Source organism: Microcoleus sp. B3-D7, assembly GCF_036705305.1.
Lineage (GTDB): Bacteria > Cyanobacteriota > Cyanobacteriia > Cyanobacteriales > Microcoleaceae > Microcoleus.
Genome location: NZ_JAUBUE010000002.1, coordinates 133,379 through 149,662 on the forward strand (window position 1 = coordinate 133,379; position 16,284 = coordinate 149,662).

Annotated in this window: 17 protein-coding genes; 12 read left to right on the forward strand and 5 right to left on the reverse strand. The window is 45.9% G+C overall.

Annotated features, from left to right (window positions below; genetic code table 11):
- Positions 1 to 4 precede the first annotated feature (4 nt).
- Entirely contained in the window at positions 5 to 202 is a 198-nt protein-coding gene (locus tag QUB25_RS02155; protein ID WP_242724634.1) for a hypothetical protein, read from the forward strand.
- A gap of 703 nt (positions 203 to 905) precedes the next feature.
- On the forward strand, positions 906 to 1,106 hold the full coding sequence (locus QUB25_RS02160) for a hypothetical protein (RefSeq protein ID WP_333056545.1): 201 nt from the start codon (positions 906 to 908) through the stop codon (positions 1,104 to 1,106).
- 148 nt (positions 1,107 to 1,254) lie between these two features.
- Here the strand turns inward: QUB25_RS02160 and QUB25_RS02165 are convergent, their stop codons facing one another.
- Positions 1,255 to 2,004, reverse strand: coding sequence for a pentapeptide repeat-containing protein (locus QUB25_RS02165; RefSeq protein ID WP_333181873.1), 750 nt, complete (start codon positions 2,002 to 2,004; stop codon positions 1,255 to 1,257).
- A 54-nt stretch (positions 2,005 to 2,058) separates the two neighbouring features.
- Here QUB25_RS02165 and QUB25_RS02170 point away from each other — a divergent pair, with 54 nt between their 5' ends.
- Positions 2,059 to 2,571, forward strand: a complete 513-nt coding sequence (locus QUB25_RS02170; RefSeq protein WP_333181874.1) for a phosphoribosyltransferase family protein — start codon at positions 2,059 to 2,061, stop codon at positions 2,569 to 2,571.
- A 229-nt stretch (positions 2,572 to 2,800) separates the two neighbouring features.
- On the opposite strand, the gene dxr is transcribed toward QUB25_RS02170, so the two are convergent.
- Complete coding sequence (gene dxr / locus QUB25_RS02175) at positions 2,801 to 3,991, reverse strand: 1-deoxy-D-xylulose-5-phosphate reductoisomerase (protein WP_333181875.1); 1,191 nt, start codon at positions 3,989 to 3,991, stop codon at positions 2,801 to 2,803.
- Positions 3,992 to 4,118: 127 nt separating this feature from the next.
- Between dxr and QUB25_RS02180 the strand changes: the two genes are divergently transcribed.
- Positions 4,119 to 5,702 carry a DUF2079 domain-containing protein gene (locus tag QUB25_RS02180; protein ID WP_333181977.1) on the forward strand — a complete coding sequence of 528 codons (1,584 nt, stop codon included), beginning with the start codon at positions 4,119 to 4,121 and terminating at the stop codon, positions 5,700 to 5,702.
- A 9-nt stretch (positions 5,703 to 5,711) separates the two neighbouring features.
- Positions 5,712 to 7,148 carry a DUF2079 domain-containing protein gene (locus QUB25_RS02185; RefSeq protein WP_333181876.1) on the forward strand — a complete coding sequence of 479 codons (1,437 nt, stop codon included), beginning with the start codon at positions 5,712 to 5,714 and terminating at the stop codon, positions 7,146 to 7,148.
- Between the two features lie 84 nt (positions 7,149 to 7,232).
- On the opposite strand, the gene QUB25_RS02190 is transcribed toward QUB25_RS02185, so the two are convergent.
- Together QUB25_RS02190 and cas6 are read right to left on the reverse strand one after the other, a co-directional pair.
- On the reverse strand, positions 7,233 to 7,472 hold the full coding sequence (locus QUB25_RS02190; protein WP_333181877.1) for a hypothetical protein: 240 nt from the start codon (positions 7,470 to 7,472) through the stop codon (positions 7,233 to 7,235).
- A gap of 138 nt (positions 7,473 to 7,610) precedes the next feature.
- Positions 7,611 to 8,363: a CRISPR-associated endoribonuclease Cas6 gene (cas6, locus tag QUB25_RS02195; RefSeq protein WP_333181878.1), complete on the reverse strand. Its 753-nt coding sequence runs from the start codon at positions 8,361 to 8,363 to the stop codon at positions 7,611 to 7,613.
- A 304-nt stretch (positions 8,364 to 8,667) separates the two neighbouring features.
- Between cas6 and QUB25_RS02200 the strand changes: the two genes are divergently transcribed.
- The 5 genes from QUB25_RS02200 to QUB25_RS02220 all read left to right on the forward strand — a co-directional run bounded on the left by QUB25_RS02200 (position 8,668) and on the right by QUB25_RS02220 (position 12,497).
- A complete protein-coding gene (locus QUB25_RS02200; protein WP_172186333.1) occupies positions 8,668 to 9,030 on the forward strand; it encodes a ferredoxin-thioredoxin reductase catalytic domain-containing protein in 363 nt (120 codons plus the stop codon).
- Positions 9,031 to 9,177: 147 nt separating this feature from the next.
- Complete coding sequence (locus QUB25_RS02205; protein WP_333181879.1) at positions 9,178 to 9,585, forward strand: DUF309 domain-containing protein; 408 nt, start codon at positions 9,178 to 9,180, stop codon at positions 9,583 to 9,585.
- Positions 9,586 to 9,876: 291 nt separating this feature from the next.
- A complete protein-coding gene (locus tag QUB25_RS02210) occupies positions 9,877 to 10,347 on the forward strand; it encodes an LptA/OstA family protein (protein WP_333034780.1) in 471 nt (156 codons plus the stop codon).
- Positions 10,348 to 10,520: 173 nt separating this feature from the next.
- The gene (gene lptB, locus QUB25_RS02215; RefSeq protein ID WP_333034782.1) at positions 10,521 to 11,249 is read left to right on the forward strand and encodes an LPS export ABC transporter ATP-binding protein; all 729 of its coding nucleotides are present in this window, start codon (positions 10,521 to 10,523) and stop codon (positions 11,247 to 11,249) included.
- Between the two features lie 81 nt (positions 11,250 to 11,330).
- Positions 11,331 to 12,497 carry an LptF/LptG family permease gene (locus QUB25_RS02220; protein ID WP_333059050.1) on the forward strand — a complete coding sequence of 389 codons (1,167 nt, stop codon included), beginning with the start codon at positions 11,331 to 11,333 and terminating at the stop codon, positions 12,495 to 12,497.
- Between the two features lie 177 nt (positions 12,498 to 12,674).
- Here the strand turns inward: QUB25_RS02220 and QUB25_RS02225 are convergent, their stop codons facing one another.
- Complete coding sequence (locus QUB25_RS02225) at positions 12,675 to 14,042, reverse strand: hypothetical protein (RefSeq protein WP_333181880.1); 1,368 nt, start codon at positions 14,040 to 14,042, stop codon at positions 12,675 to 12,677.
- Positions 14,043 to 14,505: 463 nt separating this feature from the next.
- Here QUB25_RS02225 and pgl point away from each other — a divergent pair, with 463 nt between their 5' ends.
- Both pgl and QUB25_RS02235 read left to right on the forward strand, forming a co-directional pair.
- On the forward strand, positions 14,506 to 15,225 hold the full coding sequence (gene pgl / locus QUB25_RS02230; RefSeq protein ID WP_333181881.1) for a 6-phosphogluconolactonase: 720 nt from the start codon (positions 14,506 to 14,508) through the stop codon (positions 15,223 to 15,225).
- Between the two features lie 206 nt (positions 15,226 to 15,431).
- Positions 15,432 to 16,220 carry an FHA domain-containing protein gene (locus QUB25_RS02235; RefSeq protein WP_333181882.1) on the forward strand — a complete coding sequence of 263 codons (789 nt, stop codon included), beginning with the start codon at positions 15,432 to 15,434 and terminating at the stop codon, positions 16,218 to 16,220.
- The last annotated feature ends 64 nt before the right edge of the window (positions 16,221 to 16,284 follow it).

The window sequence follows — 16,284 nt, forward strand, 5'->3', positions numbered from 1 at the left end:
TTTCATGCAAGCTCTGACTTTAAAATCTGATCGGGCGATCGCTGAACTGTTCTATCAAGTCACTCATTCAGGCAATCTGACTCGCACTCAAAGCCACGGATTGCGGGAACTCTGCCAAAGCGCTCTCAGCGAAGACGCCAGAGATGCAGTCAACCGCCTGCTGCACGCCATCCGCCGCGGATGGGTCAGGATTTCCGATTAGTCTCCTCACACAAGAAGTTGAGATTAGTATTTCTCCTTTCTCTCCTGTCAAGCTTTGCCAACAATAAGATTTTCGTGAGTAGGTCGCTCCATTAACCCTCTCCCAAAAAAATTGTACTGCGATCAAAAAGCTCGACCCGGTTTCTTGAAGAAGCCGGGATTTTTGATTTGAAGCAGCCAGTCGATTTGAGATTTGAGATTTGAGATTTGAGATTGACTTCACAGATGAATGTGGGAGCTTGAACTAGAGCTTAAAATTGGGGGCGGATGGCCCCTCCTGTCGGAAACTTGTATCGGTTTTTGGGCGGGTTATTAAGTATATCCACGGAACAAAGACCACACCAAGAAACTAGGTAAATCTAGGTAAAAGCGGGTTTATAAACACCGTCAAAGTTTTACGTTGAATTAAGCCAAGCGATTTAGCTAGCAGTCATTAGTAATCTATTAATAGATAAATATTAACAAATTTGTCACAGTCTCTTGACAAAAAGTAGAGATTTCGGAGTTGCCAAAAGCGAGGAATCGGGACAGAGTTGGTGTTTCAAGTAGCAGGGCTATCGAGGACATATCCAATTCCCTAGTCCGGCTGACACAAATCACTCATCAAGAGCCAATGGATCACATTTACTCCCGTAGTTGAATCACATAAAAATTGGGAAAATCAGTCAATACTGTCAAGAGTCAGTTCAAAAAAAAAACACATGATGACCACCCAAACGCTTTTACCTCAATTTACTATTGCAGAGCTAGTCTTTCAGGTATATCACTCCGGTCTGCTGACTCCCACTCACCGACAACAGCTCAAGACAGCCCTGTTAAATGACTGTCTTACCGAAGAAGATCAAACAGCCATCAACCGCTTGCTCCACGCCGTTCGCCGTGGCTGGCTGAAAGTTGTAGATTAAAGTCGGTTCTAAATTTTTTGCCACTACTCTTTAAATGCACTGTCACTTAAAGGCAGAATTAAATCCCCTTAAAAAAATCAGGCATTAGCCTAAATGTAGGGTGCGCCACAGGCACCCTGCCGTTTTAACTTCTATTTTCTCAGCTTATTTAGTCAGAGATTGTGCCGTCAGGCATCATGGCCTCTCTCAGATTCGCTTCATCCAAATTTGTCCCGCGCAAAGAAGCTTGATGCAAGTTTGCTCCCCGGAGATTTGCTCCCTTAAGGGAAACTCCGCTCAAATCTGCTTTATGGAGATTTGCACAGCTCAAGTTAGCTCCGCTCAAATCGGCTCCCTTCAAATCAGCTTTTTCCAGATTTGCTTCCGTCAAATTAGCCCAACTCAAATTTGCTTGAGTTAGGTTAGCACGGCTGAGGTCAGCTTGTGTTAAGTTCGCATCCGTTAAATTTGCTTTGCTCAGGTTGATTCCGCAAAGCTTTACTTCTGTCAAGTTTGCACCTTGCAAGTTAGCGTTAACTGCATAAACTTGAATCAAAATTGCCCCCTGAAGGTTTGCATCTCTCATGTCTGCACCCCTGAGACTCGCCCCCGTTAAATCGGCCCCGCTGAAGACGACACTCCGCAAGATGGCTCCGCTCAAGTTCGCTCCCACCGCCTCGCATTCGCCAAAATTAGCGGACATGAGGTTGCCTTGGGAGAGGTTGGCTTGGCTGATATCTGCTTGATACAGATTGGCTCTGTAGAGGGTGAGACCGATCGAATTTGCACCTTTTAAATTAGCGTGACTCAGGTCAATATCGCGCAAATTTGTCCTTGACATATGGGTACCGCTCAGGTCTACTTTGTGAAAAACCCGTTCTCCGCCTGCATACCGTCTGAGAAGTTCATCTGCATCCATGTCATTTTCCCCAAAATAATTAATAATACCTTTGATATTTCAATAATATTAGGAATGAGTGACCTTTACGTTTCTTGGCCTGACTACCATCGGAAAATTGAGGATTTGGCTGTAAAAATTGAGGAATCTCACTGGAAATTCGATCGAATTGTCTGTCTGGCGAGGGGAGGGCTGCGGGTTGGAGATACTCTGTCACGGATTTTCGACAAACCTCTGGCGATTTTAGCGGCCTCGTCCTATGCTGGGGCAGAGGGAAATGTCCGGGGTGCGATCGAGTTTGCCCGCGATTTGACAATGGTGGGCGATAATTTGGGCAGCCACATTCTTCTGATTGACGATTTGGTGGATTCGGGAATTAGTTTAGAGCAAGGTATCGCTTGGCTCAAGAGTCGCTACGGCGAGGATATTCAGGAAATTCGGACTGCTGTGCTTTGGTACAAAGCTTGTTCTGTGGCAAAGCCGGATTATTATGTAGATTATTTGGCTGACAATCCTTGGATTCACCAACCGTTTGAAATGTACGAAAAAATGAGTGCGGCTGATTTGGTGGCGAAAGTTGGGAGTTAGTCAATAAAAGACTAAAATCAGGTCAATTTTTTATACGATTTTGCCGATATCTTGGACTTTTTGGCATAGTCCGCCATGGGTTAAAAACCCCTGTCTCATAGCTAAAGTCCTCTGAAAGAGGACTGGATATTTATCAAGGTTGGGCAGTCGGTTTCAACCGACTTTAGCTATGAGACGGGGAATTAATTCCTCGGCGGGCTTGTGGCTAAGTGCAAGTCTGCTGATACAATTAGCGAATCGAAAGAATACGATCGCCCAATTCCATACTATCTGCCAAAACTTCCTGCCGCGCCCACCTATCCGCGGCCAAAATATCGTCTAAACCAGGACTTTCACAGTTATCGGTTTGATGTTTGTCGCACGCCTTCTCAATCAGCTTCGGAATATCTAAAAACTGAATCTTCTCCTGCAAAAATAGCGCTACTGCCTGTTCGTTTGCCGCATTCAGCACCGCCGGCATCGAACCGCCCGCACGTCCAGCCGCATAAGCCAACTGCATACAAGGATACTTTTCGTGGTCTGGTTCTCGGAAAGTCAAATCCCCAGCTTTTACCAAATCCAGCCGTTCCCAATCTGTATGAATTCGCTCCGGCCAAGACAAAGCGTAAAGCAGCGGCAAGCGCATATCCGGCCATCCCAATTGCGCCAAAACTGAGGTATCTTGCAGCTCAATTAACGAGTGAATTATGCTCTGGGGATGAATGACAATATCAATGTCGTCATAATCCATTCCGAATAAGTAATGAGCCTCAATGACTTCTAATCCTTTATTCATCAAAGTAGCAGAATCGATCGTGATTTTCTGCCCCATAGACCAATTCGGATGTTTCAAGGCATCGGCTACTGTTACTGCGGCTAATTTGTCGATCGGCAAATCTCGAAAAGAACCGCCCGAAGCAGTGAGAATAATTCGCCGCAACCCGCCAACCATAACACCTTGGAGGCATTGAAAAATTGCAGAATGTTCCGAGTCAGCAGGCAATATTTTAACACCGTATTTTTCGATTAAGGGGTTGACAACGGGGCCCCCTGCGATTAATGTTTCTTTATTTGCTAAGGCGATATCTTTGCCTGCTTTGATAGCCGCAATTGTTGGCAGCAAACCGGCACAGCCAACTATGCCCGTGACGACGGCTTGAGCGTCACCGTATTGGGCAACTTCGACAACGCCTGACTCGCCAGCAAGTAAAATAGGTTGAGGGTCGAGATCTGCGATCGCCTCCTTTAATTCCAGTAATTTATCTTCGTCGCAAACCGCGACAATTTCCGGTCGAAACTGGCGAATTTGCTGGGCCAGCAACGTTACATTTCGTCCGGCGGTTAACCCGACAATCCGAAATTGATCGGGGTATTGAGCTACAATATCCAGAGTCTGAGTGCCGATGGAGCCTGTGGAGCCGAGAAGAGTTATTGCTTTCACAATTTTTTAATGTTTTGTGGATTATTCTAATATTACGATTGCGGGGATAAAAATTAGTGGTTAACTATTGCGTGGAAAGCACATTCGATGGAATCATATTTTGAGTGACCACCTAGTGCCAGATTTCATGCAGAATAGGGAAAATTTTGCTGATTCCAGTGAGGACATCAGTGTCTCGATCGCCGAAAATAGAGAGGAAGGTCGATCGCAGCTACCGTCGAGTTTGGTTTGGGCGATCGCTACTGCTGCGGCAATTTTCTTTTTGTGTAGCAGTTTACGGCACGCTTTATTCCAATCAACTGCTTTCGATTTGGGAATTTTTGACCAAGCAATTTACTTAATCAGCCAAAACCAAACGCCTTTTTCTTCTTTAATGGGGATTCATATTTTGGGCGATCACGCAGCGGTAATCTATTATCCGCTAGCTTTGCTGTACAAAATTTCCCCGGATGTGCATTGGCTGCTGTTGGTACAAGCAGTTGCTTTATCCCTGGGGGCGTTGCCTACCTGGAGTTTAGCGCGTTTGGCAGGTTTGAATCAAGAACAATCCCGTGCGATCGCATTGATTTATTTGCTCTATCCGGTGGTATTTAACATTAATTTATTTGATTTTCACCCGGAAGTAATCGCTTTACCAGCACTTTTGGCAGCAATTTTGGCAGCGCGTTTAAATAAAATTGTGTGGTTTTGTACCGCTATTCTGTTAGTTCTCAGTTGCAAGGCGGTTTTGTCCCTAACCGTTGTCGCTATGGGTTTCTGGCTGTTTTTTTGCGAAAAAAAGCAACGGTACGGGGCGATCGCACTTGTGCTAGGTGCAGCTTGGTTTTTGATAGCTTCCCAGAAAATCATCCCCTTCTTTAGCGGTAGCGAAGTCGCTGGAGTCGGGCGCTACAGCTATTTAGGCAAATCCGTACTAGAAATTATCATCAATCTCATATTAAAACCACAGTTAGTATTAGGAAAAATCCTTTCCTTCGATACATTCAAATATTTATTTCTCCTCACCTTACCTGTGATTTGGCTGCTATTGCCATTCTCGGGCAAACTACGCCTAAAATATTTAACCGCCCTAATTCCTGCCATCCCTACCCTGCTGATAAATATCCTCTCTGACTTGTCATTTCAACGCAGCTTAGCCTATCAGTATTCAGTGCCTGTAATTCCATTTTTATTTTTAGCAGTTATCGCGAAGGAAGAAACAAGGAACAGGGAAGAAATAAAAGGCAACCAGGAAGAGGAGCAAGCAAATAAGCAACATTTTGTAACATGGGTCAATCTGCCACAATTTAAAAACTTCCGAATTTCTCAACTTTGGCAGGGAATTCAACTGCCGAGAATCATGATAATTTGGTCAATACTAATTTTCCTATGTGTGGGCGAATATAAAGATTTTTATCTGTACATAAATCGACTGGATACCTGGCAAGCTACACGCGAAGCAGTCGCACAAGTTCAACCGCAAAGCAGTATTTTAACAGATAATAGACTTGCCCCTCACTTTACCCACCGCCCCATAGTAAAATTGCTGTCACAAATTTCGCCTCAAACAAATTTAGCTGAATTTCAATACATATTATTAAACCTGCGCCATCCCTGGCCTGATACTGAAAAAATTGGTGCTACGTTAGCAAATAAACTTAAAACTTCTCCCGATTTTAAATTAACTTATCAAAAAAACGAAGTCCTGCTATTTAAACGAAGGGCTGATTAAACCAATAAAATGCTAACTTTCAAATCCCTAAAATCTCATCCAGTATTTTTAATGATTGTCGTGACAACGATAGTCTTATTTGCCGCCAGCAGCGCGCGGCACGCTTTGTTTCAGTCAACTGCATTCGACTTAGCAATTTTTGACCAAGCAATTTATTTAATCTCCCAAAATCAAACGCCATTTTCGTCTTTAATGGCAATTAATATTTGGGGCGATCACGCCGCTTTTATTTTCTATCCACTAGCTTTACTTTACAAAATATATCCAGATGTTCACTGGCTTTTTTTAGTGCAAGCTGTTGCCCTAGCTTTAGGCGCTTGGCCGAGTTGGAGTTTGGCACGTCAAGCCGGATTAAATAATAGCATATCTTGGGCGATCGCCTGTATTTACCTCCTCTATCCATTAGTATTTAATGTCAATCTCTTCGACTTCCACCCAGAAGTCATTGCTTTACCAGCACTGCTAGCAGCAATCCTAGCCGCGAGGCTGAATAAAACCTTGTGGTTTTGTGCTGCTATTGTATTAGTTTTGAGCTGCAAAGCCGTCCTATCTTTAACTGTGGCTGCGATGGGTTTGTGGCTGTTGTGTTTTGACAAAAGACGTGATTGTGGGGTCATAGCTCTCTTTCTAGGCGCGGGTTGGTTCCTGGTAGTTACTCAGGCAGTTATACCGTATTTTAATCAGGGAAGAGAACACGCGGCAATTGGGCGATATCAATATTTGGGCAACTCAGTTTTGGAAATTGCTATTAATTTAATAGTGAAACCCAATCTAGTTTTAGGTCGTTTATTTTCTTTAGAAACTTTGGAATATTTAGCCTTATTGCTATTACCAGTAATTTGGTGGCTGTCCCCGCGTCATCTGTCATCTTTAATTAGTGCTGTGCCGATGTTGGCGATGAATATTCTTTCCGATCGCCCCGCTCAGCGGGATTTAGTTCATCAATATTCTGTGCCGATATTGCCGTTTTTGTTGGTTGCCGTAATTTCCAGTTTAGCAGCTAGCAATCACCAAAAGGGAAAGACAATATTTGATAGATTGCCAATTCCTAATTATCCATTGCCTAGAGTCATTGTAATTTGGTCTTTGATTGCTTTCTTAGCTTTAGCGAAATACGGCTATTTTTGGACTATTTATTTAAATGGAATCGACACTTTGCCAGCTACCAGAGAGGCAATTTCTCTTGTGGAAACCAAAGGCAGTGTTTTAACAAATGTTCAGATTGCTCCGCATTTAGCGCACCGCCCTGTAGTAAGATTAACTCATGCTAACGCGCCGCCTGCAAATCTCGCAGAATTTGATTATGTATTGCTGAACCTCAGATATCCTGGCTGGATGAGCGATCGAGCTTTTGTGGAAAACCTCATAACTAAACTAAAAAACAACCCTCAATTTCAACTAAAATATCAGCGAGACGACATATACCTATTTATTAAGAGTCATTAGTCAGCAGTCATCAGTCAGTTGTCATCAGTCAGTTGTCAGTAGTCAACAGTCAACAGTCAACAGTCAACAGTCAACAAATTCCCGCTAATCCTCCACTTTCAAAGCCCTTCTTGCCAACTTCACGTAAGTTTTCACAGTTTCATAAGGCATTTCCAAATCAGCAGCAATATCAAACAAAGATTCCCCCAATTCCTGGCGCGCCAAAATCGTCGCCCAAGTTTCAGCAATCTCAGCAGCGCGACTTCCACCTTTACGCTTTCTGTGCGCCATAAACTTCTCTGTCAATTCATCTATTCGCGCCGCCAATATGCTTTGTATAGACACTTCAGGTAGCGCTTCCGTCAACCATTGTGCTCGCGTTTGTCCCAATCCAAAAGTTGTTTTGTGGCCCGTGCCGCAGTAAGGCGCTAACCGCCCCAAAGCATAAAATAATTGTACAAAATCAGGGCGATTGTGAGCCGATCACCCTAGCCCAAATTCCACAGCCCCAGTAAATCCGGTTACCATGCCTTTTTTGCCCGCCGCTACCTTTTGCGACTCCAATTTGTGGCGGCTAATAATTGCATTTTTATCAATCCAATTCAAAAATTCTCCTTGGTCAAAATTTACCCCCGAAAACTTATTCCAGCGGCGCAAATAGCTGTGAAAAACATTTTGGGGAACTGGCAAAGGGAAGTGATAGCCTTTGCTACGAAAGCTTGTAGGAGTCAAAAAACTAAGCTTGATGGTTGGCGACAATGCGGGTTCTGCTGTTAATAATTGCTGGTAAGTTGTGAGGGCAAAAGCAATATCCCAAGAGCGAATTAGCAGCGGAGCATTTCGCAAATCAATCTCTTCGGGCAAATTTTGCAGCCACTGACTCAGCCACTGCATTACTCGCTTTGAAAGTCCTGTTACGTACCAGCGATAAATTCGATCGCCCAAAAGCTGAAATTCTTTGCCACCGGGGAGCAAATCACCTTCCAATCCCGAAATAGTAAAGGCTTTTTCTGACTGTTCATCGTGCAAAAGTTTCGATAAATCCGGATCAGTTTGCTGTACTTGACCTAAAAACCAAGCGTGCAAACCTATAGCATACTGCGCGTACAGATAGCTAGCAGCGCCGGGAGTCAATTCAAACACTAATCCGACTAACTCGGTGTCAGCCGACCAAATCAGCCCAGAGGGAGGAGATCTTCGCTCGCGGGTGCGGGTGCGGTTGGGGGAAGTTGCCATCAGAGGCCACTAACAGGGACAGCGCTGTGCTATATTAATTATCCGATTTTTATCCCCTTTGGGGGACGATTTTTGAGGGCGATCGATTGCCCAAATCTTTTGGCAGCTCCAAAAACCAGGTCTGCCGCAAGTTTGCCGCACCCTCCGGGATAGACAAAAACCACTAAAAAACCAACAACCTAAAACTCAATCTTTGTCAAGGTTTTCTTCCTTGTAACTAAACAGAAATATACCAGTGTTTAAAATCACATTCTGCGCTACAATTGTCAAAAGCTCGTAGCATCCTCAACTCCGATCCTAAACTATGAACACAACAGAAAAATCTAAACTCTCCAACGAAAAAACTTTGGAGGCGATGAAGAATTTCTCCGAAACCTACGCCAAGCGCACGGGAACTTACTTTTGTTCTGAACCTTCCGTCACTGCTGTCGTGATAGAAGGACTAGCAAAACACAAGGATGAACTAGGCGCTCCCTTATGCCCTTGTCGCCATTACGAAGATAAAGAAGCCGAAGTAAAAGCCGCATACTGGAACTGTCCATGCATTCCCATGCGCGAGCGCAAAGAGTGTCACTGTATGTTATTTTTGACGCCAGATAACGATTTCGCTGGAACTAATCAGGAAATTGGAATGGATCAAATTCAAGCTGTGAGAGATACTATGTAATCGGTTAAGTAGGCGATCGTGAAATGGCAGTAGTTTTGAAAATAAGTCGGAATTTTTCCTATTTTTAAGACTTAGCTATTAAAAAACAATCGATCGCCGCCTACTCAAACACACATCCGCCATCGAAAATACCCAATCTCCAATCGAATGACAGAGGAAATGCCGAGCGAGTTTTGGCAAGGTATCGAACAGTTTAATAGTCAAGACTTTTATGCTTGTCACGACACACTAGAGGCTTTGTGGATGGAAGCTGGCGACCCAGAAAAAAGATTTTATCAGGGAATATTACAAATTGCCGTCGCGCTTTATCACTTAGGAAATCACAACTGGCGCGGTGCAGTAATCTTGCTGGGAGAAGGAATAAATCGGCTCAGTTATTATCAGCCTAGTTATGCTGGAATTGCTGTTGAAGACTTGCTCGGACAAAGTGCTAAACTTTTGAGCGCTTTGCAACAAGCAGGGCCGGAAAAAGTAGCTAAATTTCAACAGTTATTCGCAGGTACAGAAATTGCTGGCTTGCAATTGCCGCGAATTATCAAAGTACCAAAAAGTTAAATCAATGTTTGTATTAGGGTTCAGTATACTTGGCCTCTACACAGAGGCGGGCTGGCTGCCCAAGCAGATTAATTGACTGTGGAACGAGTATCTTGCCGGTTTCTGGGTAAGACAGTTGCAGCCACTCAGTAAAATAGCCAATTAAATTCGCTGTTGTCTTGCTACGATAATTGGTTGAGACTATCGGCTCAATCGATCGACCTCACGGGAATCTTTCTGGCCGTTAAGATAAAATATCTAACTGGATATAATCCCCTTCAGCAATTTCACAAATATTGAGGCTCCAAGCTTATGATGCCCTCCGCGAAACTACTCAATTCCAGACTATTCAAAGGATTATCGCTGCTTTTGCCCCTGACTCTGGCAGGCGCGATCGCCTCTCCCACCTACCCGCAAGCCGGGCCACCCCGCACTCTCAGTGTGCGATCGGACATTCAAGAAGCCGACTCCAAAACCGGCATCGTGACAGCCCGCGGCAACGTCCAAATCAACTATCCAGCCCGCCAAATACAAGCAACTGCGGCTCAAGCTCAATATTTCAGCCGCGAGCGCCGGATCATTCTGAGCGGAGATGTTTACGTATTGCAGCAGGGCAACAGCCTGCGCGGCGAAACCATAACATACCTGATCGACGAAGGGCGATTTATTGCCCTCCCAGACAACCCAGGACAGGTAGAATCTGTTTATCTGGTTGCCCCCGAACAAGATGCGGCAGCCCAAAATGCAGTGGGCTCCCCACGTCCAACTACAGCCCCCCGGTAACAGTGGCTCGCAGCAGCGAAATTTCGCCTCAGCCAAAACACACTACTTGGGATAGATGCGAAATTTCGTCTTTATAAAACTCACAAACTTGAAAATGTAAAATTTAAATTAGAGACTCGATCGCACAAAGCCGCAGTCTGAAATTTAGCTTGTAGAGGTTGCCGGGAGCGAAAATGAAAATTGTACTCGAAAATATTCACAAATCCTACGGAAAACGCAATGTAGTTAGTCGCGTCAACCTTTCGGTAGCCCAAGGAGAAATCGTAGGATTGCTCGGCCCCAACGGTGCCGGCAAAACCACAACATTTTACATAGCAACCGGATTAGAAAAACCCAATCAAGGCACCGTTTGGCTAAACGATTTAGACATCACTAAATTGGCGATGCACCAGCGAGCACATTTGGGAATTGGCTATCTCGCTCAAGAAGCAAGCATTTTCCGAAACATGAGCGTGCGGGACAACATTTTGTTAGTTTTAGAACAAACTCAAGTGCCGCGCTGGGAATGGCGCGAGCGAGTCGATTTCCTATTGCAAGAATTTCGCTTAGAAAAAATAGCATCTAGTTTGGGAATTCAAATATCCGGGGGAGAAAGACGGCGGACTGAACTAGCCAGAGCATTAGCTGCAGGGCGAGACGGGCCCATGTTCCTATTTTTAGACGAACCGTTTGCAGGCGTCGATCCAATCGCCGTAGACGAAATTCAAACCATTATTGCTAAACTGCGCGATCGTAAAATCGGCATCCTCATCACCGATCACAACGTCAGAGAAACCCTCGAAATTACCGATCGAGCATACATCATGCGAGACGGCCAAATTTTAGCCTCCGGGGCTGAAGAAGAACTCTACAGCAACCCTTTAGTGCGACAGTATTACTTAGGTGACAACTTCGTGCGATAGTCTTTTGAAGGAATTCCGCATCCGCCATAATTTTAGATTTGAGATGTTAGATTGAGGAGCCAACTGCAAAAATCCCCAAGTATGAAAATAGCAATATCCAATTCTTTGAATCCCATCAACTGGCTGCCGAGAATTTCAGTAATGGACTGGTACATTACCAAAGAATTAATCGGCCCCTTTTTATTTGGCGTCGGACTCTTTACATCCGTCGCCGTCACAGTTGGAGCTTTATTTGAATTAGTCCGCAGAGTAGCAGAATCCGGCCTCCCCTACGGCGCAGCCATAGAAATTTTTCTCCTGCAAATTCCCTACTTCGTAGTATTGGCTTTCCCCATGTCAATGCTGCTAGCAACCTTAATGGCCTACAGCCGAATGTCAAGCGACAGCGAACTCATCGCCCTCCGCAGTTGCGGAGTTAGCGTTTACCGATTGATACTGCCTGCAGTGGTTATGAGTTTAATTGTTGCCGGCTTCACCTTTGGTTTGCAAGAGTTAGTTGTACCCGCCGCTAGCTACAGAGCTACTCTGACTTTAGACAGAGCCCTGAAGCGAGAAAAACCCACATTTCAAGATAGAAATATTATCTACACAGAATTTCGCAAACCAGAAAAAGGCGGCGACGAAATCCTCGCCCGCTTTTTTTATGCAGAACAATTTGACGGCCAGCAAATGAAAGGTTTAACAATTATCGATCGCTCCACCCCAGGCCTCAATCAAATCGTTTCTTCAGAATCCGCTACTTGGAATCCCTCAGAAAATACCTGGGATTTTTTCAACGGAACCGCTTATATAGTAGCTCCTGATGGCTCTTACCGCAATATAGTTAGGTTTCAACACCAGCAATTGCAACTCCCCCGCACGCCCTTAGATTTAGCTGCCAGAGCGCGGGATTTTAAGGAAATGAACATTGCCCAAGCTTTAGAGCGTTTGGATATCCTTAAAAACAGTGGCGACGAACCGCAAATTCGCAAATTAAAGGTGCGAATTCAAGAAAAATATGCTTTTCCTTTCGTGTGCATGGTATTTGGTTTAGTGGGAGCAGCTTTGGGAACTCAACCGCGCCGCTCCGGCCGAGGAACGAGTTTTGGTATTAGCGTAGTTGTGATTTTTACTTACTACGTATTTTCTTTCATCACCAGTTCTATGGGCGTGAAAGCTGTTTTGACTCCGATTCTGTCGGCTTGGCTGCCGATCATGTTTGGCTTGGGAATCGGAGGATTGTTGTTGGTGCGGGCCGCCGCTAGGTAAGTTTTACCACTACACTAACATTGGGAATGGCGAATTCGGAACTTGTACTGCAATTCGACTGCCTTCGGCTCCCTTCCCTCCGACTATGCTGAGGAAAACCCAAGTCGAAGCCCAGGAACAGCGTAGCCTAAGTATTGGGAATTGATAATATCGTTTTCATGACCGAACTTCCTTCATTTAAGGATTAGAAAAAGTATTGATTTCGCCACCGCCAATGTAGCGTCCCGGAGCCAGGGAGCGGGGTGTAGCAAAAGTTTGAGGTTGAATGGGCTGCACGCCCTGATTTGTATTTTGGGGAACAACTCCAAAGTTAGGTGGCTCCGGCAAATTAAGCTGACTCGGTGGAGGTGTTTGAAATTGAGAATTAGCTGAATTAGGAGAGAATTGAGGGCTAATTATCTTGCTTCCGCCAATCCCATTCGGAAAGGGAGATGGACCGACATTTGGAAGTAGAGGTGTTGGCGAAGGTATGGTTACTGGAGGTACCACAGGTTGAACTTCAGGTGCGAAGCCTGAGCCAGATAAATTAGTTTGGTAGGGATTTTTCGGCAAACCCACCGTTGCAGTCCCTGCATTAATTTCGGGAAGGCTCGGTACTCGGGAAGTTAACCCAGCCAATGATTCAGGGACTGTAGCTGTCGGTTGTAAGAATTCTTGAGATTCCTTGCTCACAGTATTTGTCGGAGCCACAAGTGGGGGAAGTGCTGCGGGAACATTCACAGGATTTGCTCCACTTTGAGCTGTAGCGGTTGTTGGGAGTAAATTGGTCGCATTTCCTGCGGCCGGATCGGAAGCCGGTCGATCGAGCAATTTAGCCGAGTCTGCTGTTTTCTCAGCCGAAGCCGCCGTTGCCGAAGTGTTAGCAACGACGTATTTTTTCATAGCTGCTTGCAGCGGACTCAAAGGCAGAGAATTTTCGTTTTGTTTACCTGAATTAGCATCACTCGACGCCTGGGATAAAGTGGCTGTCGCTGTACCCCCAGACTCAGGCTTGATCGTTTTTATCCCGGAAGTTAGTCTCCCACTGCCAGATAAACTCAACGCTGATGAGGCGTTTGAACTTGGCAAGCTGGAATTTTGGGGGTTATTGTTTCCGCCCTCGACAGCAGGATCTGCTAAATTTGGCAAGGATAAAAATCCGCTGCTTCCTACCCGCTTGGGGGCTGAAGATGGCTGAGGAGTTTCTAAGTCCCGATCTCGAAGTTCCTCGAATAAACCTTTGCTTTTTACTACTGATGAATTTAACAAGTTTAGTTCAGAAGCAGTAGAGCCATTAAACTGATTGACTAGCACTGGTAAGCTGTCGATTTCAGCCGCAATGGCGGTATCTTCAGCAGATAGCCCCGATACCGAAGCTGGAGTGTTTGAGGCTGGTTCTTCTTCGCCATCTATGCTCAACCTTTCTGGATTTACCGAGACCTCCCAGATAAATAACCCCCCCGCACACAGCACGGCTAAGGGAGCCCAAACTGCGGGTTGCGTCCAGTGGCGCAACCGCGCTATTAGATAGCGGACAGATGTAGGAAATCGCTTAAAAATTGACATAGTTTTGCTTCCATCCGATCGTGCGGATTTAAAACTATTTTTCCTAGTCTACCATATCAATCTTGATTATTTTTGCTATGCCGGGATAAGTGCGATCGGGAGCATCTCGGTTTGGCTTTTACTGTCGGTGTGCGATCGTCCGGCTGGCTATATTTATAGATTTTGCTGTGCGGGACGGAGCAAAGTCCCAAAAAACGCTTTTTACTTTCTGCAGAGATGCTCCGAGTACGATCAAACTTTTGATTGAAAGTTGCGAAAGCTCAATGCAACCGATGAAAATCAATAAAGCACTGGTAGAAATATGTCTTGCTTTCCTTAAATCAAGGGGCATAAGATGATAAAATATTATGGGGTGCTGTGCCCGGTCTGCCGGGTCGGTCAGCAGATCGACCTCAAACCAAAATGTCAAGGTAAAATTGGCAATTGCTGAGAATAACACCCAAGGAAAGTGGAGAGGAAATTAATGAAAAAAGTAGTTGAAGTATTAGCAAATCGGGAACAACTAATAGATCGATCGCTGGAGATTGTGCTGTCGAAAATCTCAGAAGCCATAGCAGAACGCGGACTTTGTACGATCGCCGCAGCGGGCGGAAGCACACCGGAACCGCTCTACAGAGCGATCGCAGCCCAAGACCTGCCTTGGGAGAAAATTCACGTTTTCTGGGGCGACGAACGCTACGTTCCCCCAGAACACCCAGACAGCAATCAAAAAATGGCGCGCCTCGCGTGGCTCGATCGAGTGAATATCCCCGCCAGCAACATCCACCCCATGCCCACAGGCGCCGGCGACCCCGCAGCAGACGCGGCGGCGCACCAAACCGAATTGCAGCAGTTCTTCAAAGTATCCGAGGGCGAGTTTCCTGCCTTCGACATCATTTTATTGGGCATAGGAGACGACGCCCACACAGCCTCTCTATTTCCCGGCACAGAAGCCTTGGAAGTCCGCGATGCCCTAGTAACTGTCGGCAACAAAGACGGTCAACCGCGCATTACCTTTACAGTCCCCTTAATCAACCGGGCCCGGTGCGTCATCTTCATGGTCGCAGGAGCCAGCAAACAACCCGCCCTTGCTCAAATTTTTGCCCCCGCAGCCGACGACATGACTTATCCAGCCAGACTCGTTCAACCAGAAGGCGAGCTTTGGTGGCTGCTCGATGCGGCGGCTGGCGAAGCAGTAAAATAGCCGACAGAGCCGCAAGCGTGCCAACACAGTCAGCATTATCACTAACTCCATCTTGCCCATCACAGCTAACGTCACGGCGTCAGCTCAGTTGCTACTATTAGCGAAGCAATATAAGAATTGTGGCTGTTAAAGTTAAAATTTGACCATATACACGAGTATTTTTATGAGGCTGATTTGAAAATCTGGCCGATAGCAAGGAGAAATCGATGATTGTCTGTCCCAATTGCAATCACCATAACCCCGACGGGGCCAGCCAGTGTGAGGCTTGCTACACGCCTTTACCTGTTACCGCAAGTTGCTCGAACTGCGGTGCAGCAGTTCAGACAGATGCAGCATTTTGCGGCCAGTGTGGCTTTAACTTGCGTCCGGGTTCCATAGTTCCAGAAGTTGAGGTGACAGTACCGTCCCCCTCACCTGTAGGCCCGACAGTGGTATCGTCACCGGCGCCGGATTTAGTCCCACCCGATCCCCTGATGGCGGAACCTCTAGTTACCCTGAATAAGGGCCTTAACTTGGAAAAAACTCCCGCCAGCATTCCGACGATTCCCGATCCCCCGCCATCGCCCTCGGTTCCTGTTACAACTGAATCGGTGGCAACACCAGTAAATATCTCTCCTACGGTTCCGGGCCCACAGCCAGCAGGTGTAGCTAAAACTCAACTGCAACAGCAGTCGGCCCGCCTGCTACACGTTCAGACAAATACGCCGATGGAATTGCCTCACAGTCTGTCTGTGGTTCACATAGGCAAGCCAAATGACTTAGTACCGCCGGATATTGATGTTTCGGGATTTGCTAATTCTGAGATAGTTTCTCGGGTACACGCAAATCTCCGGGTGGAGGGAGATGCTTGCTACCTAGAAGATGTAGGCAGTTCCAACGGCACTTACGTCAACAATACTCCGCTACCCAAGGGAAACCGCCACCGGTTGCGACCGGGAGACCGCATCTCTCTGGGCAAAGGAGACCTGGTTACGTTTTTATTTCAAATCTCTTAGAGCGAGTTTGGATTGGGCGATCGAAAGTCTAAAATCTAAAATCGCATATTAAGGCGCTCTACCA